This window comes from Bacteroidota bacterium, from assembly GCA_016183775.1.
GTDB lineage: Bacteria > Bacteroidota > Bacteroidia > JABDFU01 > JABDFU01 > JABDFU01.
The window spans coordinates 1-20,203 of the sequence record JACPDY010000131.1 but is presented as its reverse complement, the minus strand read 5'-3'; the positions used below and the strand labels follow the sequence as shown (position 1 = coordinate 20,203).

The following is a 20,203-nucleotide window of genomic DNA, read 5'->3' as shown; positions in this document are numbered from 1 at the left end:
CAGATATCTGTTATTGAAAAAACCCGTGAGATAAATGCGGAAACACTTTTAAAATATTTGCCGGAAAAGGATATAAACAGGCTTCCAATGGTTGTAAAGGGTGATGGTGCCGAGTTCTCGGAACGGGATATTTTGTACAAGGTATTGTTCGACATGAAAAAAGATCTGACTGATCTGAAGAAGGTTGTTATTGACCTGATCGAAAATGATGACGGACTGGAGCAGGATTTTCATCCCAGGAACGAACAGATCATTAAAAAACTTTATCAGGATGTTGGTTCGGCTGAAACAACGGTTAAGCTTGGTTATGGAACCGCCAACATACAACCAAAAGCTGCCAATGGAGAAGAGATACAGGCGCATGAGGTGGTGGAAGAGCAGCCATTATCGCTTCAGGAACTGGAAATGGATATGATTAAGAAAGCTTTGGCCAAATTTAAAGGTAAACGTAAATCAGCGGCGAGGGAATTGGGAATTTCGGAACGGACTTTGTATAGAAAAATTAATGAGTATAAGCTGGATTTGTAGATAGGTCTTTGCTCGTCTCATCCCTGCCTGCCTGCCGGCATCTTGACATAGCTGAGACACCTTCTCCAAATGGAGAAGGGAAAAAGGAAAATGAATAAAATAATTATACTTCTTACTTCTTACTTCTTACTTCTTACTTCCGCTGGTTGCAAGATGGGCTACTCTTTAAACGGAGCCAGTATTCCGCCTGAGGCGAAGACTGTTTCAGTTTTGTATTTTACAAACAATACAGCATTGGCTCCGCCAACGCTCAGTCAGCAGTTTACGGAAGCAATGAAGGATATTTGTGCCACTCAGACAAAGCTTGGATTGGTAAACAAAGGTGGCGACCTGAGTTTTGAAGGGTATGTATCAGATTACAGGGTCTCACCGTTAGCTATACAAACCAATGACCAGGCTGCATTGAGCAGGTTGACCGTTTCGGTGCAGGTGAAGTACATCAATAAATTTGATGAGAAGAAGAATTTTGAAACTACATTTACGCGCTTTGCGGATTTTAATAGTACCTTGAGCCTTGCAAGCCAGGAGCCCACTTTAATACCGTTGATCAATAAACAGTTAACTGAAGATATTTTTAATAAAGCGTTTAATAACTGGTGAATAAGCAACAATTCATATCATACATCCAACAACCAGAAGTATTGGCCGCTGACAGCGGGGCTTTGCTTGATAGTTTGTTAAAGGAGTATCCTTTTTTTCAGACGGCGCATATGTTGTATGCGAAAAATTTATCCAATCAGAACAGTATACAGTTTAATAATCAACTGAAGGTGGCTGCTGCTTATTCAGGTGACCGGAAAATGTTGTATAACCTGATCAAAAAGCAAAAAGGTGATGCCACTTTAACAGTTGAGCGGGAAACAGTTTTTGTTCAACCCGTTGTTGAAACGCTTGTTAAACCTGTAGTTCAGCCGGAACTGAAACAGGAAAAACTGATCGGGGATATTGAACTGAAAGTTGAAAAACTGCTTGATGAGAAAATAGAAAAGCTGAGTTCAAAATTAGATGAAGCTACTAAAGCGATCGAACAGCGGTTGGTTGATGTTGAAAAGCAATCTGATTTAATTCAGCCGAAAGTTGAAGTGAAATCATCTCCATCTATTAAACCTCCCAAAGACATTGAACTGGTTTATTCAATTGAAAAAGAGTTTGAAGGAGAAATTGAACCGATTGTTGATGCAGCTAAGATCAACGACCTGGCAAAGGATGTGATTAACGAAGCTATTGACGCGAGTGTGGAGATACAGATGTCGCACCTTATCTACCAGGAAGATCAAAAAAAGAAATTAAAGGCTAAAGCCGAACTTTCTAAACCTGTGAAACAGGAAGGGCTAGATAAAAATGCGGTTCTGCCATTCAATATTTGGTTAAAAGGTACCAAGCGGTTTGCTACTGAAAAAGAGGTAAGTCGCCAGCATGTGCTCGAAATAATAGACGAATTTACCCGCAAGCAGGAAACAGAAGGTGTTAAGCCAAGAGCGGAATTTTTCTCTCCTGAAAATATGGCGAAGAAAAGCACCGAATTCGACGAAAGCCTTATAACTGAAACACTTGCTAAAATATTGGTAAAGCAAAAGGACTATAATAAGGCTATTCGGGCATATGAAAGCTTAAGTTTGAAATATCCGGAAAAAAGTGCTTTCTTTGCAGCCCAAATTCTTGAAATACAAAAACTAAAATCAACATAAAATAATGGGAACGTTTATTTCAATATTGATACTTATAGTAAGCATACTTTTAATTTTAGTAGTGCTCATACAGAATTCAAAAGGGGGAGGGTTGTCTTCCACTTTCGCATCATCTAACCAGGTAATGGGCGTCCGTAAAACGGCCGACTTCCTTGAAAAAGCTACCTGGACCCTGGCTATTGCTTTATTGGCACTTTGCCTTGTTGCAACTCCTTATGGTAAAGTTGGAACCGACGATAAAGGTTCTTCTGAATCCGTAACCCGTAAAAAAGCTGAAAGTACTGTTAATACCGCGCCAACTACACCAAATGCTCCTGTTGGGGCTCCTGTGGGTGCACCCGTTGCTGGGCCTCCAAGTACGCCTCCGGTTAATCCAGATCCAGCTCCTACTACTCCGACAAAATAAAAGGGTAATCGGTAATCAGTAATCGGTTTTCATTTTTTCCAACCTGAAACCTGAAACCAGCAACCCAAAAATCAACTAACAACCGACATCCTGTCACCAGAATCTGACAATTTTATTTCATTTACCTATAGTTTTTGTAAAAATGGCGGACAAATGCGTCAATATTAGTATTGGCATGGTAAATGTCATACATTTGTGCCCCTTTAAAAATATATATCTAAGGCATATAAAATTTAATGTTTAACCCTAAATTATCAAAACAATGAGCAAAGTCAACATCAAACCAATCGCCGGAACTCAAAACAGAGTTGTGGTTGAAGCGTCTGAAGCAGAATCAAAAACTGCAAGCGGAATTATCATCCCTGATACCGCAAAAGAAAAACCTCAAAAAGGAAAAGTAATTTCAATCAGCGAACTTGACGAAAAAGGTAACAAGCCAAGTGTTAAAGTTGGCGATACAGTTTTATATGGCAAATACGCCGGAACCGAAGTTAATGTTGATGGTAAAGAATACCTCATCATGCGCGAGTCGGATATTTTCGCAGTTGTATAGTACGGATAGCGAATGGATACGAATTTACGAATGTTCGTAATTCGTAAACTTCGTAATCAATTCGTACTTCGTTGTAATTAAAATTCAAAAAATTAACTAATTAAAAAATAAAACAAAATGGCTAAGAATATCAGTTTTAATCTTGATGCCCGCGATGCCCTGAAAAGAGGCGTTGACGCTTTGGCAAATGCTGTAAAAGTTACACTTGGTCCTAAAGGACGCAATGTAATTATTGATAAAAAATTTGGCGCACCTGCCATCACTAAAGACGGTGTTACTGTAGCAAAAGAAATTGAGCTTCAGGATCCGATCGAGAACATGGGCGCACAAATGTTAAAAGAAGTTGCTTCTAAAACTGCTGATGTAGCAGGTGACGGAACAACTACTGCTACTGTTTTGGCTCAGGCTATTGTAACTGCAGGCTTGAAAAACGTAGCTGCAGGCGCGAACCCAATGGACCTTAAAAGAGGTATCGACAAAGCTGTTTTAACGGTTGTTGAGAATCTTAAAAAGCAATCACAGGCTGTAGGCAGCGATAGTTCCAAAATAAAGCAAGTGGCTACCATTTCCGCAAACAGCGACGAAACAATCGGTACGCTTATCGCTGACGCGATGAAAAAAGTTGGTAAAGATGGTGTTATCACTGTTGAAGAAGCAAAAGGCACGGAAACAGAAATGAAAACTGTGGATGGTATGCAATTCGATCGTGGTTACATCTCTCCATACTTTGTTACCAATGCTGATAAAATGGAAGCTGTGTTGGAAGAAGCACACGTTCTATTGTACGATAAAAAAATATCGAACATGAAAGAGTTGCTGCCTGTTCTTGAAAAACAAGTTCAGACAGGAAAACCGCTCTTAATTATTTCTGAAGAAGTTGACGGAGAAGCTTTAGCTACGCTTGTAGTGAACAAGATCCGCGGCTCTTTAAAAATTGTTGCTGTTAAAGCTCCCGGCTTTGGCGACAGAAGAAAAGCTATGTTGGAAGACATCGCAATTTTAACAGGCGGTACATTGATCTCTGAAGAAAGAGGTTTCAAATTGGAGAACGCTGACCTTACTTACTTAGGTAAAGCAGACCGTATCACTATTGATAAAGACAATACAACAATTGTAAACGGTAAAGGCAAAAAAGCTGATATACTTGCACGTGTTAACCAGATAAAAGCACAAATCGAATCTACAACATCGGATTACGACAAAGAAAAATTGCAAGAGCGTTTGGCTAAATTAGCCGGCGGAGTTGCGGTTCTTTCTATTGGTGCTGCTACAGAAGTTGAAATGAAAGAGAAAAAAGACCGTGTTGACGATGCATTGCATGCAACCCGTGCTGCTGTGGAAGAAGGAATTGTCCCAGGCGGTGGTGTTGCTTACATCCGTTCGGTTGACAGCCTTGATAAATTAAAAGGCAGCAACGAAGACGAACAAACAGGTATTGCCATTGTTAAACGTGCGCTTGAAGAGCCGCTTCGCCAGATCGTTGCGAACGCAGGCGGTGAAGGTTCTATCGTTATACAAAAAGTACGTGAAGGAAAAGCTGATTTCGGTTACAATGCACGCACTGATAAATATGAAAATTTATTGAGCGCTGGTGTAATTGACCCAACTAAGGTAACGCGTGTAGCGCTTGAAAACGCTGCATCCATTGCCGGCATGTTGTTAACTACTGAGTGTGTCCTTTCTGATATTAAGGAAGAGAAAGCTGGTGGTGGAATGCCGGGCGGTATGCCAGGTGGAATGGGTGGAGGAATGGATTACTAAAATAAATTCCCTATAGAAAAAGTGAAGGCGACCAAATGGTCGCCTTCACTTCTATAAGCCCTACATAAAATAATACATTTATGATAACAATAACAGAGGAAATAAAAAAATTATCTTCTTATATAGAAGAAAATACTAGAGCTTCAGAAACATCTGGTATTACTTATATTGACCCAAGGAATTTCAAAGAAAGAATTCTTTTAAAGCAAAATCACGTAATATTTGGAAGAAGAGGTGCTGGAAAATCTTCTCTTATAAAGACTATAAAGGAAAATTCAAATAGGAATTACTACTACTCTTATACAAACATAGAAGATTTAAAAGATGTTAGCTTTCCCAATATTTTAATTCATGTTCTTGGTAATTTTTATGAACAGATTTCATCTCAAATTAAGGGAGAAATAAAAATTTGGCAGATTAGAAAACATATAAAAGCAAATAAGCTTTGTAAGGAACTTCAAAGCTCTTTAAATGAGTTTAAAAAGCAAATACCCAATCCTGATACTTTTGATGAGGAAATAAAGTCTAAACAATCATCTTCACAAAAAGCAGATGTAGGAGTAGCCTCAGATCTTTTAATAGCAAATAGTTCAGAGTCTGAAATAAATGAGATTGAGGTTGCAAAAAAGGTAAATAGAAATAAGCTAGAATCGATAAAAAATTCAATCCCTCAACTGAAAAAATCTATTAAAAAAATACAGGGATATTCTCCCGCAAAACATATTCTGATAATTTTCGATGATTTTTACTTTTTGAAAAAATCATCTCAAATGTTTTTTGTGGATTTCTTTCATCGTTTGACAAAAGACACTAATCTGTTTATTAAAATTGCAACGATACGTCATAGAAGTAAGCTTTATAGCCCAATGGATGGCTCATACGTTGGTACGGAATTAGGTCATGATATTCATGAAATTGATTTAGATTACAATCTTGATAGATTTGAAGAACTTAAAAGCTTTATGCGTTCCCTTATTGGCGAATGTTCGTCTCTTAGTAAGGCAAAAGTTAATATTGATGATTTATTTTCAGGTGGGGGTTTTACTCAACTCTGTTTAGCTTCTGGTGGTGTTCCAAGAGATTTTTTAACATTATTTGTTAAAGTAAGTAATAACTATGATAGTGTTGTAAGTAGAAAAATATCAAAAACAAACATTACGGAATCCGCAATTCAAAATATGTCCAGTAAATACTCTTATCTAAAGACAGATTCGGCAGAAGACAAAGAGATTCTTGAGATATATCTAGATTTCATCAAGGAGCAAATAATTAGAGGAAAGAAAACCAATATGTTTTTAATTTCAAATTCGGATATTGATCAGTATCCTCAAGTAAAACAGGCTATCAAAGAATTAGTTGATTTAAGGATGCTTCACTTAGTTGACCCTAACACTAGTGCTTCAGGAGGAACAGGGGGGCAGCGATTCACAGCTTATATGGTTGATATTGGGCTTTATCCAACTGCGATGCAACAAGGGTTTACTCAACTTGATCCTGGAGTTACAGATGATGCTGGTAGAAAAGATGAAATGAGAGGGGCGCCAAAAATTACTTTACATGAGTATAATCAGTTCGTTGAAGGTAAAAATTTAAAACACAAACTGAAAATAACAGAAGATTAATGCCACTGTAATAATTACGTCGTCAACTCCTTAAACACATCCTCCAACCTTTGCTCCTCTTTTTGAAGAGTAAGTACCGATAAATTATTTTGCACAGCGTATTGAAAGATCTCCGGGCGGACGTCTTTTTCGGAATCGGCGATTAATTGCCAGGTCTGTTCCCTAATATTTTTCGCGGAGGTAATGCCGGGAACAGTTTTGAGAGAATCAGCAGAAGTTTCTTTGTCAAACTCAACGGTTATGATTTGTTTGTTGCCTTTTGTTTTCTGGATGTTCTCTGTTTTGTCATCGGCTACAATTTCTCCTTTGTTGATGATGATTACGCGGTCGCAAATGGCTTCCACTTCCTGCATGATATGTGTGGAGAGCATAACCGTTTTTTCGCGGCCCACTTCTTTAATAAGTGAACGTATTTCGGCGAGCTGGTTAGGGTCAAGACCTGTTGTTGGCTCATCGAGGATCAGCACCTGCGGGTCGTGTATAAGAGCCTCCGCAAGGCCTACACGTTGGCGGTAACCTTTTGAAAGAGCGCCTATTTTTTTCTTTTGTTCAACCTGCAGGCCGGTAATCTCGATCATCTTCTTAACGCGGGCTGCAATATCAGTACGTGCTATTTTATCGGGGTGAAGCCCCGCGATAAATTCCAGGTATTCTTTTACGTACATATCGAGGTAAAGCGGATTATGTTCAGCCAGGTAGCCCACACATTTACGTACTTCAATACTTTGTTCGGCAATATCATGCCCGCAAACAAAGGCCGTACCATTAGTCGGAGGAATAAAGCAGGTTAAAATTTTCATCATGGTCGATTTGCCTGCGCCATTGGGGCCAAGGAAACCAACTATTTCTCCAGAGCTAACTTCAAACGATACATTGTTCAGCGCTTTTTGTGCACCGTATAATTTGCTTATGTTATTTACTTTGATTGACATGAAATTCATTTAAAATTTAAACTGCCCGCCATTTCGACTCCGTTTAGCCTGCCGGCAGGTGTGACCCTACGTGCGTTGGTCAGTCTGAGCGGAGTCGAAGACTGGTGCGCAGGCTTAATTAATTTATAAAAACTAAAAAAGACATTTAAGCGCCATCGCCATTGACTCTGATTTGATCTTAGCCGGTCCCATTTTATCAAGTTCTACAGTATCCGGATAAGCTGCGATCATTTTTTCCATAATACAGTTGCAATAGTTGTCGGCTTCTTTGGGCAGCATTTGCGATCCTGCTTGTCCAACGCATTTTTGCATGAATGTATTTTTTGAATAGGTTGTCCAGTTCGGGGCTTGCGCTTTTTTTGTTCCGTTTGATGAACAAGCGAAAAGAAATGCAGCTAAAGCAAATAATAAGAAAAGTGATTTTCTCATATTGTATAGTTTACTTATACAAAGCTAAAAATTAATAGCTTTAAAAATGAAGATATCTTAGAATTTACCAAATGGAACGCAGAATATTATGATCGTTATGATGTACGCAGATCAGATCATAATAAGTCATAAAAAATCTGCGGTATCTGCGTTCTATTTGAAAATAATCCCAAAGGTAATTTTAACTTTACACCCAATTATGCAAGGATTAGTAATAAAATCAACCGGCAGCTGGTACATGGTTCGCAGTGAAAGTGGCGAAACTGTTGAATGCCGCATTAAGGGCAAATTCAGGATGGATGGTATTAAAAATACCAATCCTGTGGCTGTTGGAGATAAAGTAACGTACGAGTTAGAGAGCGAAGTAAATAAAGGTGTGATAACAGAACTGGAACCGCGCAGGAATTATATCATTCGCAAGTCAACTAACCTTTCCAAGCAATCGCATATCATCGCTGCCAACATGGACCAGGCTTTTTTGCTGGTCACATTGGCTATGCCGCGTACGTCGGCGGGATTTGTGGATAGGTTCCTTATTACAGCGGAGGCATACAGTATACCGGTAAATCTGGTGTTCAGTAAGATTGATATTTATACAGAAGAGGAAAATGTTGAATTACAAAGATGGAAGAAGCTGTATGAAAATATTGGCTACAAATGTTTTGAAGTTTCGGCTCTGAAAGTGGAGGGGATAGAACAATTAAGGTCGTTGATGAGCAATAAAACAAGCCTGATCTCCGGGCATTCAGGTGTGGGCAAATCATCATTGATAAATGCGCTTGATCCGCGCCTGGAATTGAAAACAGGGGAGCTATCAGCGGCCCATTCAAAAGGAATACACACAACAACTTTTGCCGAACTTTTTGAATTGTCGAATGGAGGGTTTATTATTGATACGCCCGGCATAAAAGAGTTCGGGATGTTTGATATGAGGAAGGAGGAATTATCACATTTCTTTCTTGAAATGAGAGCTTTATTTAACAAATGCAAATACGATTCATGTCTGCATTTGACCGAGCCCAATTGTGCGGTAAAGAAGGCTATTGAAGAAGGATTGATAGCTGAGTCGCGTTATAATACATATTTAGCAATAATGAGTGGTAAGGAATTGGATAAAGTGTATGAGAAGTAGTAACATTAACGAATATAAAACGAACCTGCCTGCCGGCAGATTTACGAATGAGAGTGGTTGTTCAAAGAGTTCTAAATGCTTCTGTTACAATTGATGGTAATGTAAAAAGCTCAATTGGAAAGGGTTTATTGATATTGTTGGGAATTGAAGACGCTGACAATGTTGAAGATATTCAATGGCTGAGTACAAAGATATGTAACCTCAGAATATTTGATGATGAAGCGGGTGTGATGAATTTATCAGTAAAAAATAGTGGCGGAGAAATTATACTTGTATCGCAATTTACATTACACGCAAGTACTAAAAAAGGGAATCGCCCATCTTATCTGAAAGCATCCAGGCCGGATATTGCGATTCCATTGTATGAAGCATTTGTCAAACAACTTGAATCCGATCTTGGCAAATCTATATCAACAGGCACTTTTGGAGCTGATATGAAAGTTGCTTTGGTGAATGATGGTCCGGTTACGATTGTAATTGACAGTAAAAATAAGGAGTAAAAAAGTACCAGAAGGAAGTCTGCCTTCGCTGACACTTCGACTTCGCTCAGTGTCCCAGCTTCGGCAGATAAATTGGCAAAAAGAAAAGGTAAAGACAATTAATTTTAAACACATGACCATAAAAGAAGCGCAGCAGCAGGTTGATAAATGGATAAAAAAATACGGGGTCCGTTATTTTTCAGAACTCACTAATATGGCTATTCTGACCGAAGAAGTAGGAGAGGTAGCGCGGGTAATATCCCGTGAGTATGGCGATCAGAGTTTTAAAAAGTCGGATAAAGATAAAAATCTCGCAGAGGAATTGGCCGATGTGTTTTTTGTAGTGATCTGTCTGGCCAATCAAACTAACATTGACCTGACCAAAGCGTTGAAGAATAACCTCGAGAAGAAGACGAAACGGGATAAAACAAGGCATAAGAATAATGAAAAATTGCGCGTTGGAAAATGATGCTACTACCTACGACAATCCTTTTCACATTTTCCCGTTAATAAGTATTCCAAAACAGCATTTATACAGAGTTGTTATTATTTATACTTGCATTTCAGCAATAAAAATCGTAGCTTAAGTAAATGATTCGTTTAATCATAATAATAAGGGTGATTCTCATCATTGGTCTGTTAAACAGCAGACCGTTTGTCGTATTGGCCCAGGTACTGGATGTGGTACCTCCAATGTTTCAGGATGATCCCATTGCGTCAACACTTGACAGTATCGCGATGGTAAATTATTTCGATAAAGGATTGGTTAAACCAGTGGCTCCCCGGTCCAATAAATTTAATTTCGCACCTGATTCAATACCACGTTACGACGCGTCTGTTTATGAATCCCGTCTGGCAAAGATCGATGCCGAATCTCCATTCGATCTGGAATACAATGATGCTGTGAAAAGTTATATCGAAATGTATGCCATGCGCAAGCGTGATCTCGTTTCGCGCGTTATGGGCATGTCGCAGTTATATTTCCCAATGATAGAGCAGCAGCTCGATAAGTACGATATCCCCCTTGAAATGAAATACCTTGCTATTGTTGAATCAGCTCTTAACTCGCGTGTCCGCTCACGCGCAGGCGCAATGGGGTTGTGGCAGTTCATGTATTCCACAGGTAAAATGTACGATCTTAAAGTCACTTCCTATGTGGATGAACGCTGCGACCCATATAAAGCTACAGTTGCGGCTTGCGAGTATCTACGTTTTTTATACGATATGTTCGACGATTGGCAATTGGTGCTTGCGGCATATAACAGTGGCCCCGGTAATGTGAATAAAGCGATCAGGCGTTCAGGTGGTAAAAAAACCTACTGGGAAATTCGCCCTTATTTACCGCGCGAAACACAAGGCTATGTACCCGCATTTATAGCGGTCAATTATGTGATGCGTAATACGGCAGAGCACAACCTGTATTCAAGCATTCCTAAGCGTTCTTTTTTTGAGGTGGATACTGTGAAAATAAAGCAGCAGATCACTTTCGAGCAGGTATCAGCTGTACTGAATATACCGGTTGAAGAAGTCGAGTTTTTAAATCCACAGTATAAAAAGGGTATTATTCCATATTCCGCGGAGGACCCATACTCATTATGTTTACCGGCCGCCAAGGTTGGAAGTTTTATTACAAATGAGCAAGCTATATATGCCTATCTGAAAAAGGCCAACCCTAACAGCCAGGATATATTGGCTATGCAGGAAGTGATGAAAGTGCATACTGTTCGCAGGGGAGAGAAGCTTCATTCGATCGCTAACAGGTATAAGTGCACCATTTACGATCTTAAAGTTTGGAATAACCTTAAAACAAATTATGTAAAAACCGGTCAAAAACTCACCGTATATGTAAATAAAGTCGCCAGTGATAATGCTACTACTGTTAAGTCGCAGCAGGCAGCACCTGTTTTAAAACAGGAAGTCGTTTCTGCCCAGGTTGTATCGGAGAATGCTGCAACTCAAACGGACCAAGGCAAGTTTTACACTGTTGGCAAGGGGGATACATTGTGGGATATTGCCCGCAAAACAGGGACTACTATTGAAGAGATCAAACGTTTGAATAATTTCAGTAATAACTATGTGTTACTTCCGGGAAAAAAGATCAAAGTAGGATAGTCTCAATTGCAATAAAAAACAGGAGGCAGATTAATTATTCAGCGCTTCCGAGCCACCCACAATTTCAAGTATTTCACCTGTAATAGCAGCCTGACGGGCTTTGTTGTAGCTGAGTTTTAACGCGCGTATCAGTTCTTTGGCGTTATCGGTAGCTTTGTGCATGGAGGTCATGCGGGCGCCGTGTTCAGAGGCATTTGAATCGAGCAAAGCTTTATACAATTGTGTTTTTAATGAACGGGGAATCATGTCCTGTACGATCTCCTCTTTGCCGGGTTCAAAAATATAATCGATAGATAAGGTTTTGTTCCCTTCCTGTTTCGGAGGAAGGACAGGTAAAAACTGTTCAGCCATTGGTAATTGAACGGCAGCGTTCTTGAATTGGTTATAGATCAATTCAACTTTATCGTATTCGCCGTTAGCAAAACCCTGCATTATTTTTTCAGCAACAGGAGCAACATTTTTGAAGGTAAGCCCATCATATAATTCATTATGTGAACTCACTAATTTGTAATTGGTTTTCTTAAAAAAATCAGTGGCCTTTTTGCCGATTGTTATTATCTGAATGTTGCAACCCTGGTGTTGTTCACGGATCAATTGGCTGGCTTTTTTAATAATGTTGCTGTTAAATGCCCCGCACAAGCCGCGGTTGGAGTTGATCACAACAAGCAATACATTTTTTACGGGCCGTTGTTTGGAAAAAATTCCTTCCGAACTGGCAAGACTGGCGCTAAGGTTTTCAAGTATATCTTTCAGCTTATTGGCATACGGGCGAATCTGGGTAATGGCATCCTGTGCACGTTTCAACTTAGCCGCGCTCACCATTTTCATTGCGCTGGTGATCTGTTGCGTTGAACTTACAGATACTATTCTATTCCGTACTTCTTTTAAATTAGCCATCAGGTGAAAATTAAGAATTAAGAATTAAAAGTGAAGAATGATCCATTTTTAATTCTTAATTCTTCATTCTTAATTTATTTTTTATATTTCTTCGTCATATCCTTCGCTACACTTTCAATCACCGCAGTTTCTTTATCAGTGATCTTGCCGGCTTTTAATTCATTTAGCAGGTCTTTGTGTTTGCTTTCAAGGTACTGAAGGAAATCAGCTTCAAATTCTCTTACTTTATTTGTAGGTACATCGCGCAATAAACCTTTGGTGCCGCAATATAAAATAGCAACCTGTTGTTCAACGCGGAGCGGTGAAAATTGTCCTTGCTTCAGGATTTCAACGTTACGTGAACCCTTGTCAAGTACTGCTTTGGTGGCGGCGTCCAGGTCGGAACCGAATTTAGAGAAGGCCTCCAGTTCGCGATACTGTGCCTGGTCAAGTTTTAATGTCCCCGCCACTTTTTTCATTGATTTGATCTGCGCATTACCTCCCACACGTGATACCGAAATACCCACGTTAATAGCAGGACGAACGCCCGCGTTAAACAGGTTCGACTCAAGGAAGATCTGTCCGTCAGTGATGGAAATTACGTTGGTCGGAATGTAAGCAGATACGTCACCCGCTTGTGTTTCAATGATCGGTAAAGCTGTTAAAGAACCACCACCTTTAACAATACTCCTGATCGATTCAGGAAGATCGTTCATCTTTTGGGCGATATCATCATTTGCATTTATTTTAGCGGCACGCTCTAACAAACGGCTGTGCAGATAAAATACGTCACCTGGATATGCTTCACGTCCGGGAGGGCGGCGCAATAACAGGGATACTTCCCGGTATGCAACAGCTTGTTTTGATAAGTCATCATAAATGATAAGTGCCGGTTTGCCGGTATCACGGAAAAATTCGCCAATAGCAGCACCTGCGAAAGGAGCATAGAACTGCATTGGAGCAGGGTCTGATGCGGTGGCGCAAACAATAACTGTATAAGCCATCGCGCCGTTCTCTTCCAATACACGTTGTATATTCGCAACGGTCGATCCTTTTTGTCCGATCGCTACATAAATACAATAAACAGGTTTCCCTGCTTCGTAAAATTCTTTCTGGTTAATGATCGTATCGATACAAACGGCAGTTTTACCGGTTTGGCGGTCGCCGATAACCAACTCACGTTGTCCGCGGCCGATAGGTATCATCGCATCAATTGCTTTTATACCTGTTTGTAAAGGTTCATTTACAGGTTGACGATAGATAACACCAGGGGCTTTCCTTTCCAGGGGCATTTCATAGGTTTGTCCTTTAACAGGACCTCTGCCATCGATTGGCAAGCCAAGCGTGTCAACCACACGTCCAAGCATACCTTCGCCTACATTGATAGATGCAATTTTACGTGTACGTTTAACGGTATCACCTTCTTTAACATCGTTTGAAGAACCAAGTAGTACAGCTCCAACGTTATCTTCTTCCAGGTTAAGTACAATGCCTCTCAGTCCGTTCTCGAATTCGATCAGCTCACCTGATTGAACATTGCTTAATCCATAGATGCGCGCAATACCATCACCCACCTGTAATACGGTTCCAACTTCTTCAAGTTCGGATGCGGTTTTATGACCGGATAACTGCTGTCTTAATATCGCAGATACTTCTGCTGGTTTTATTTCTGCCATCGTACTTAATTTAATTGTTATATGTTTTCGTAATTATTATTTAATTATTTTACACAATCGATTATTTCCTGTTCCATTTTATTTTGCCACCCTTCACCATTTCTCTTATTCAATTTTTTGCAGGCTTTTTCGTTATGAATCTTCCACTTTTCTTTTACAGGACCGTTTTTCTTAATATACCTGATCCCGTATTTCTGATGCATTCTTGAAGCGCACGCCGGATACTTGGAATAAGTTTCCATGTCAAATTTGACATGCAGTCCGTACACATACACTTTGTGTTTTAGTTGACCAAATGAATACAAAGAACAAATCCAAAAAAACGAAAGAAAAAAAACTTTCATCAGAACTCCTTTATGTACGGATTTTCATTAAATGTTCTATAGAGCGATTTTAGTTTACGCGAAATGCTGGTATCATCCTGTTTATCGCCAACCCGTATAATAAATCCGCCGATAATATTTTTGTCAATTTTCTCGATCAGTTCAATTTCGGAATCCGCACTCTTTTTAACTACTTCAAGCACTTTTTTGCGAAGCTCATCATCAAGTCCGAATGCTGTAGTAACAATGGCTGTGATAATGTTTTTGTACTTTTTGTATTGCTCTGTAAATGCGTCAGCGGTTTCCGGAATATACATTTCCCTTCGCTTATGAATAATGATAGTCAGAAAATCAAGCGTCAGCTTTTCAATTTTGCCGTTGAAGATTTCTTTAAAAACAGACAATTTCTTATCACTTTTAATAATGGGACTGTTTAACAATACGCGTAGATCATGGCTTTCCTTGCAGGTATTCAGTATTAGTTTCATGTCCGCATAAACTTTTTCTACCGAGCCTTTTTCTATTGAAAGGTCGAGCAGTGATTTAGCGTAACGTGATGCGACTTTGGTCATATTTTTTGGTTTCAAGTTTCAGGTTTCAAGCTTCAAGTTGTCTACCCTGAAACTTGAAACCTGAAACCAAACAAACTAATTCAAATTAACATCCTCCAGTAATGCTTTTACCAATGTTTTTTGCTTGTCTTGAGATGAAAGTTCTTCTTTCAATATTTTCTCAGCTATTTCAACTGAAAGCTGGGCCACCTGGTTTTTCAATTCAGTGATAGCAGCCATTTTTTCGTTGTTAATGCTTTCGCGGGCAGCGTTTATGAGTTTCTCTCCTTCTTTTGTTGCTTTTGTTTTGGCCTCAGTGATAATGGAGTCTTTCATTTCGCGGGCTTCCTTTAAAAGTTTATCGCGTTCTGCTTTGGCTTCGTGAATAATACGCTCATTATTAGATTGTAAAGCCGCCATTTCTTCTTTAGCTTTTTTAGCAGCATCAAGAGCATTTTGAATTCCTTCTTCACGTTCTTTCAGCATGCCTAATATAGGAGACCATGCATATTTTTTAAGAATAAAAACAATGATTCCAAATGAAATGGACATCCAAAAGATAAGTCCAAACGCCGGTTTTACTAATTCCATGACAAACAGAAATTAAAAAGCATGAATATTTTTTTTATAAACAATGTTTAAAAACCGCAGTGACAACCAACCGTTGAAACTGCGGTTTGAAATTTTGAGGAGTCTGTTACTTCATAAAGATTACAAGTAACCCAACCACCATTGCAAAGAAAGCGGCACCTTCAACAAGTGCGGCAGTAAGAATCATGTTGGCACGAAGGTCGTTCATCAACTCCGGCTGACGCGCCATTGATTCCAATGCGCTTCCGCCAATGCGACCAATACCGATACCTGCACCTACTGCAGCTACACCCGCTCCAAGCGCAGCGATACCATAACCGGCACCTCCGCCAGCAGCTTCCTGTAGTAATGTGAATAGAAACATATTAATTAATTATTAGTTATGCTCCCGTTTACATGTCGCTGTCGGGAACTTTTCAGCGGTAATATTATCAGTGATGCTCTTCAGCATGATGGTGATCTTCAATAGCAGCTCCGAAATACATTGCAGAAAGCAAAGTAAATACATAGGCCTGCAGAAATGCCACTAACAGTTCAAGGAACCCCATAAATACAGTAAATGCAATTGAAAGAACGGATACACCATAACCTAATCCTGTATTCATTTCACCAAATATGAAAATCAGACTATAAAAGGATAGGGCAATAATATGCCCGGCAGTGATGTTTGCAAAAAGCCGTATCATTAATACAAAAGGGCGAAGGATAAATCCCAGTATTTCAATGGGTGTAAGGATGACCAATATTCCAATAGGAATACCGGGCATGGCAAAGATATGGCGCCAATAATTTCTGTTGGCTGTAATGACTATTACAATAAGTGAAATTACGGCAAGGGTCATCGTAATAGCAATATTGCCGGTTAGATTTGTTCCACCGGGGAAAATCGGAATTAATCCCAGGAGATTGTTGATCAGTATAAAAAAGAATACAGTAAGCAGATAGGGTAAATATTTTTCGTGTTTCGGACCAATACTTGGCTTTGCTACCTCATCACGGATAAAAGTTATGAGCGGTTCAACAAAAGATTGTTTTCCTTTTGGTGCGCCGTTTTTGTTGGTAACATAAGCCTTTGCTACTGATATGAACAGCCACAACATGAAAATGCAGCTAAAGAAAAGTGTCACAACATTTTTAGTAATTGAAATGTCCCATAAATCCTTTGAAAGATCTTCATTTACTGTGGCCTCATGAGCATCAACTACTTCCGTTTCGTTAACAGCAAGCACATGATTATGTTCGAGTTTGTAGCCTTTGTAAGTTTTATGCCCGTGATGAAAGTTTGATGACAGGAATATATCAAAGCCTCTTTCCTTAGAATAGATAATAACAGGAAGTGGAATGCTGGTTGCATTGTCGCCTTCTCCCCAGAGATGCCAGTCGTGAGCATCTCCGATATGATCCATTATCAATTCGCCGGGGTTGAATTTTTTCTCTTTGGCAACTTCTTCTGTATTACCAAAAGCCAGCGAAAATACGAGGACACAGGTTGTTGTAAGTAAGAGTTTATAAAAACGGGTATATACCGGGTATTGTTGCCTTATCTTCACCTTCTTTTCAAGTTTCTAAACGCGGCGCAAATTTATGTAAAAAACAAATGAATTATATAATTGTTAATAGCTTTTTATTAAAAAAGTCATATTTTTTATTTGAAGGGATAAGTATAAATTTAAATAAAAGAAAAACTGGCTTTCACGTAGTCGGGAAGCTTAATTTTAACCAAAATATGCATAAATAAGGCATTTTTGGTTGATAAAGATGTAAATAGCGAATTATGGCTGTTGGCAGAAATTATTTTCTGAAGGCAGGGTGTACAAACGATATAGACGAACTGAACTTTGGGCGATTAGGATGGTTTATTTTGCCTGAAATGCTTTAATAAAGTAAATACTTCAAAAGCGGTAAATACTAAGTAATGAATAAGGAAACCAATAATAAAAACCACAGCATGGTTCCTGTTCATTATGCCATAAATAACTATTGAAAACACACATAGGAGTAATTTTAAGCTTGTGATGCCCATGAAATTACGTACAAACCGGCTGGGTTTATCGTCATCCCGGCCGACTAAAAGATAATGCACTAAAAAGGAAATCACCACAAAAAAGATCAATATGAACCAAAGGTGGTTGAGGTGCTTTTGTTCAGGGCTATAAGTATTCCAGGCCCAAATGCCAATTCCGGCAAAGATTGATAGCACAAAAAGTTGAAGGAGGAAACGGGTCATGGCCAGGTGCAGATCATCCTGCGGTTATAAAAACTCATTCGCCAGGTTAGCCAGCTCCGAACGTTCACCCTTTTCAAGGGTAACATGTGCATAGAGTTTCTGGCCTTTCAGGCGATCGATCAGGTACGACAAACCGTTACTTTGTGTATCAAGATATGGCGTATCAATCTGGAACACATCACCGGTAAATATGATCTTTGTGTTTTCACCTGCGCGGCTGATGATCGTTTTTACTTCATGCGGTGTAAGATTCTGAGCCTCATCTACAATGAAAAACACGTTCGATAAACTCCGCCCGCGAATATAAGCCAGCGGACAAACAACGAGCTTTTCATTCTCTACCATTTCACTTATCTGTTTGAATTCTTTGTCCTTTTCATCAAACTGGTTCTTGATGAACTTGAGGTTGTCCCAAAGAGGTTCCATATAGGGGTTTAGTTTCGATTTAATATCACCCGGCAGGTAACCAATGTCTTTGTTGCTAAGCGGAACGACGGGGCGGGCAAGGTAGATCTGGTGGTAGTTCCGGCGTTGTTCCAGTGCCCCAGCTAATGATAAAAGAGTTTTTCCGGTACCGGCAACACCTTGCAGGCTTACGAGGCTGAGTTGTGGATTTAAAATGGCGTCGAGGGCAAAAGCTTGCTCTGCATTACGCGGATTAATTTTATAGGCCGAAACTTTTTTAACCCGCTCCATCACATTTTCTTCCTGGTTGTAATGTGCCAGCACAGATTTTGATCCGTTCTTTAAAACGTAAAAATGATTGGCAACCGGTTTGGTCCGTTTTAAAATATTTGCCGGGTCGCTGCTGCCTTTTTCATAGATCTCATCTATGGTTTCAGTAGGAATCTTTTCAACGACCGAACGGCCGGTGTACATTTCGTCAACGTCCTTTATTTTACCGGTTTCATAATCTTCTGCATTCAGGTTAAGTGATTTGGCTTTCAGGCGAAGGTTAATATCTTTGGTAACCATGATCACTTTACGGGCCGGATTCTGCTCGCTTAAATAGAGGGCGGTGTTTAATATGCGGTGATCGGCTTTGCGTTCGCCAAATACCTTTTCTGAATCAACCTTAGCATGTTGATTCATTTCAATTTTGAAAAGGCCGTGACCTTTGCCGTTTATATTTACCCAATCCTGCAGGGTATTACGGCCCGATATCTTATCGATATAGCGGATGAACTCACGTGCTGCGAAATTTTTGGTGTCGTTACCCTTTTTAAAATTATCCAGTTCTTCAAGTACAGTAATTGGAATAACCACATCATGTTCTTTAAAGTTTTTTATCGCGTGGTGGTCGTACAGGATAACGGATGTGTCAAGAACGAAAATCTTTTTGTCACTACGATCGGTTAAGGACATATGTTTGGTTTTTGAGTTCTATAAAACTATAACAATGTGAATTAGCTTTATAAAGGTGTCCCAAAAGAAATGAACAATGGGTTGTTATAAATAGATATGTGACAATGGAAGAAAGGCTGAATAGTATTGCCTGTCAGCTGTTCAGCTTAACATAAAACAGTGGTTTGTAACCTACAAACCCTCCATCTTCAGAATAGTGATTGACGTATAGTATCAAAGCAGTAGGTTTTCGTTCAAGCTTGAAATTTTCTTTGTCAAAATAAACCTTTTCCCGTACCCGCATCAATGAAATGGTGTTAGGTCCCACGTTTTCATGGCTGACTTTATTCTCGGCATTATGAGCCACGGAATCCATATTAAGAACGGTAACCTTTTTATCAAGTATCGACTTTACCTGATCCAGGCTAAGGGAAGAATCTGTGAAAAAATTATACGCTTTTTGTTTTCCGCTCAAAACAGCATCAATAACATCAGTATATATGCTCTTGCGATCAATGTTCCTGAAAATGTTGTTCCAGTCTTCGGGTGCCCAATCTTCCGGAACAGTTAAGTTAATGCTTGATTCAACCTGTTCTGCCCATTGTTTCATATTAGCCGGGGTGGGGGGGCTGGTATCTTCCGCTACGGTAATAGTAGAATTTGGGTTTGTATTTGTGCTGCTATCCTGCTTGCAGGAAAAAAGAAGCCACATCATTGAATATTTCAGTATAGAAATGATCGTTTTCTTCATGTTGAGCCTATTGTTTTAAATGGCGAATTTTCGTGGAGAGCAAGTTTACAACTATTTTGCTTTATATTCAACACCATGACAGAGTCACGTCTTTTGTCTTTTGCGGTGTATGACAAATTCGCACCCCTGCTAAGCGGCTTTTTTTATTAAATCTACCATATGAGGCCATCGATTACTTTTTTTATGAGCTCTGAGATTAACAATATACTGAGCGCCACTAAT

Annotated in this window: 21 protein-coding genes and 1 pseudogene (1 of these 22 cut by a window edge); 11 read left to right on the top strand and 11 right to left on the bottom strand. The window is 39.5% G+C overall.

The annotated features are described in order from the left end of the window. From HYU69_15295 to HYU69_15265, 7 genes and pseudogenes are all read left to right on the top strand, one after another. Window positions 1-528, top strand: a pseudogene (locus HYU69_15295) (sigma-54-dependent Fis family transcriptional regulator); it begins 808 nt to the left of the window's first position. Window positions 529-618: 90 nt separating this feature from the next. Further along, complete coding sequence (locus HYU69_15290; protein ID MBI2271706.1) at window positions 619-1,128, top strand: LptE family protein; 510 nt, start codon at window positions 619-621, stop codon at window positions 1,126-1,128. Beyond that, window positions 1,125-2,216 carry a hypothetical protein gene (locus HYU69_15285; protein ID MBI2271705.1) on the top strand — a complete coding sequence of 364 codons (1,092 nt, stop codon included), beginning with the start codon at window positions 1,125-1,127 and terminating at the stop codon, window positions 2,214-2,216. The genes HYU69_15290 and HYU69_15285 overlap by 4 nt, the downstream gene beginning before the upstream one ends. A gap of 4 nt (window positions 2,217-2,220) precedes the next feature. After that, entirely contained in the window at window positions 2,221-2,622 is a 402-nt protein-coding gene (gene secG, locus HYU69_15280; protein MBI2271704.1) for a preprotein translocase subunit SecG, read from the top strand. 262 nt (window positions 2,623-2,884) lie between these two features. Continuing rightward, a complete protein-coding gene (locus HYU69_15275; GenBank protein MBI2271703.1) occupies window positions 2,885-3,175 on the top strand; it encodes a co-chaperone GroES in 291 nt (96 codons plus the stop codon). A 117-nt stretch (window positions 3,176-3,292) separates the two neighbouring features. Next, complete coding sequence (groL, locus tag HYU69_15270; GenBank protein MBI2271702.1) at window positions 3,293-4,936, top strand: chaperonin GroEL; 1,644 nt, start codon at window positions 3,293-3,295, stop codon at window positions 4,934-4,936. Between the two features lie 80 nt (window positions 4,937-5,016). Next, window positions 5,017-6,558, top strand: a complete 1,542-nt coding sequence (locus tag HYU69_15265) for a hypothetical protein (protein MBI2271701.1) — start codon at window positions 5,017-5,019, stop codon at window positions 6,556-6,558. Between the two features lie 14 nt (window positions 6,559-6,572). On the opposite strand, the gene gldA is transcribed toward HYU69_15265, so the two are convergent. Both gldA and HYU69_15255 read right to left on the bottom strand, forming a co-directional pair. Beyond that, window positions 6,573-7,490: a gliding motility-associated ABC transporter ATP-binding subunit GldA gene (gene gldA / locus HYU69_15260; protein ID MBI2271700.1), complete on the bottom strand. Its 918-nt coding sequence runs from the start codon at window positions 7,488-7,490 to the stop codon at window positions 6,573-6,575. A gap of 132 nt (window positions 7,491-7,622) precedes the next feature. Beyond that, entirely contained in the window at window positions 7,623-7,919 is a 297-nt protein-coding gene (locus HYU69_15255; protein ID MBI2271699.1) for a hypothetical protein, read from the bottom strand. Between the two features lie 199 nt (window positions 7,920-8,118). Between HYU69_15255 and rsgA the strand changes: the two genes are divergently transcribed. The 4 genes from rsgA (at window position 8,119) to HYU69_15235 (ending at window position 11,642) form a co-directional block, all read left to right on the top strand. Further along, on the top strand, window positions 8,119-9,051 hold the full coding sequence (rsgA, locus tag HYU69_15250; GenBank protein MBI2271698.1) for a ribosome small subunit-dependent GTPase A: 933 nt from the start codon (window positions 8,119-8,121) through the stop codon (window positions 9,049-9,051). Window positions 9,052-9,098: 47 nt separating this feature from the next. Further along, window positions 9,099-9,551, top strand: coding sequence for a D-tyrosyl-tRNA(Tyr) deacylase (locus tag HYU69_15245; GenBank protein ID MBI2271697.1), 453 nt, complete (start codon window positions 9,099-9,101; stop codon window positions 9,549-9,551). Between the two features lie 112 nt (window positions 9,552-9,663). After that, window positions 9,664-9,999 carry a nucleotide pyrophosphohydrolase gene (locus tag HYU69_15240; protein MBI2271696.1) on the top strand — a complete coding sequence of 112 codons (336 nt, stop codon included), beginning with the start codon at window positions 9,664-9,666 and terminating at the stop codon, window positions 9,997-9,999. A 122-nt stretch (window positions 10,000-10,121) separates the two neighbouring features. Next, entirely contained in the window at window positions 10,122-11,642 is a 1,521-nt protein-coding gene (locus HYU69_15235; GenBank protein MBI2271695.1) for a transglycosylase SLT domain-containing protein, read from the top strand. A gap of 30 nt (window positions 11,643-11,672) precedes the next feature. On the opposite strand, the gene atpG is transcribed toward HYU69_15235, so the two are convergent. The 9 genes from atpG to HYU69_15190 all read right to left on the bottom strand — a co-directional run bounded on the left by atpG (window position 11,673) and on the right by HYU69_15190 (window position 19,981). Continuing rightward, window positions 11,673-12,539: an ATP synthase F1 subunit gamma gene (gene atpG / locus HYU69_15230; protein ID MBI2271694.1), complete on the bottom strand. Its 867-nt coding sequence runs from the start codon at window positions 12,537-12,539 to the stop codon at window positions 11,673-11,675. A 74-nt stretch (window positions 12,540-12,613) separates the two neighbouring features. Beyond that, complete coding sequence (locus HYU69_15225; GenBank protein MBI2271693.1) at window positions 12,614-14,194, bottom strand: F0F1 ATP synthase subunit alpha; 1,581 nt, start codon at window positions 14,192-14,194, stop codon at window positions 12,614-12,616. Between the two features lie 44 nt (window positions 14,195-14,238). Beyond that, complete coding sequence (locus tag HYU69_15220; protein ID MBI2271692.1) at window positions 14,239-14,436, bottom strand: hypothetical protein; 198 nt, start codon at window positions 14,434-14,436, stop codon at window positions 14,239-14,241. Between the two features lie 101 nt (window positions 14,437-14,537). Continuing rightward, window positions 14,538-15,089: an ATP synthase F1 subunit delta gene (gene atpH / locus HYU69_15215; GenBank protein ID MBI2271691.1), complete on the bottom strand. Its 552-nt coding sequence runs from the start codon at window positions 15,087-15,089 to the stop codon at window positions 14,538-14,540. Between the two features lie 75 nt (window positions 15,090-15,164). After that, entirely contained in the window at window positions 15,165-15,659 is a 495-nt protein-coding gene (locus HYU69_15210) for a F0F1 ATP synthase subunit B (protein MBI2271690.1), read from the bottom strand. A gap of 106 nt (window positions 15,660-15,765) precedes the next feature. After that, window positions 15,766-16,023 carry an ATP synthase F0 subunit C gene (gene atpE / locus HYU69_15205; GenBank protein MBI2271689.1) on the bottom strand — a complete coding sequence of 86 codons (258 nt, stop codon included), beginning with the start codon at window positions 16,021-16,023 and terminating at the stop codon, window positions 15,766-15,768. A 67-nt stretch (window positions 16,024-16,090) separates the two neighbouring features. Beyond that, the gene (gene atpB, locus HYU69_15200) at window positions 16,091-17,209 is read right to left on the bottom strand and encodes a F0F1 ATP synthase subunit A (GenBank protein MBI2271688.1); all 1,119 of its coding nucleotides are present in this window, start codon (window positions 17,207-17,209) and stop codon (window positions 16,091-16,093) included. Window positions 17,210-17,910: 701 nt separating this feature from the next. Further along, window positions 17,911-19,251, bottom strand: coding sequence for a PhoH family protein (locus tag HYU69_15195; protein ID MBI2271687.1), 1,341 nt, complete (start codon window positions 19,249-19,251; stop codon window positions 17,911-17,913). 133 nt (window positions 19,252-19,384) lie between these two features. Further along, window positions 19,385-19,981, bottom strand: a complete 597-nt coding sequence (locus tag HYU69_15190; protein MBI2271686.1) for a hypothetical protein — start codon at window positions 19,979-19,981, stop codon at window positions 19,385-19,387. Window positions 19,982-20,203 lie beyond the last annotated feature (222 nt).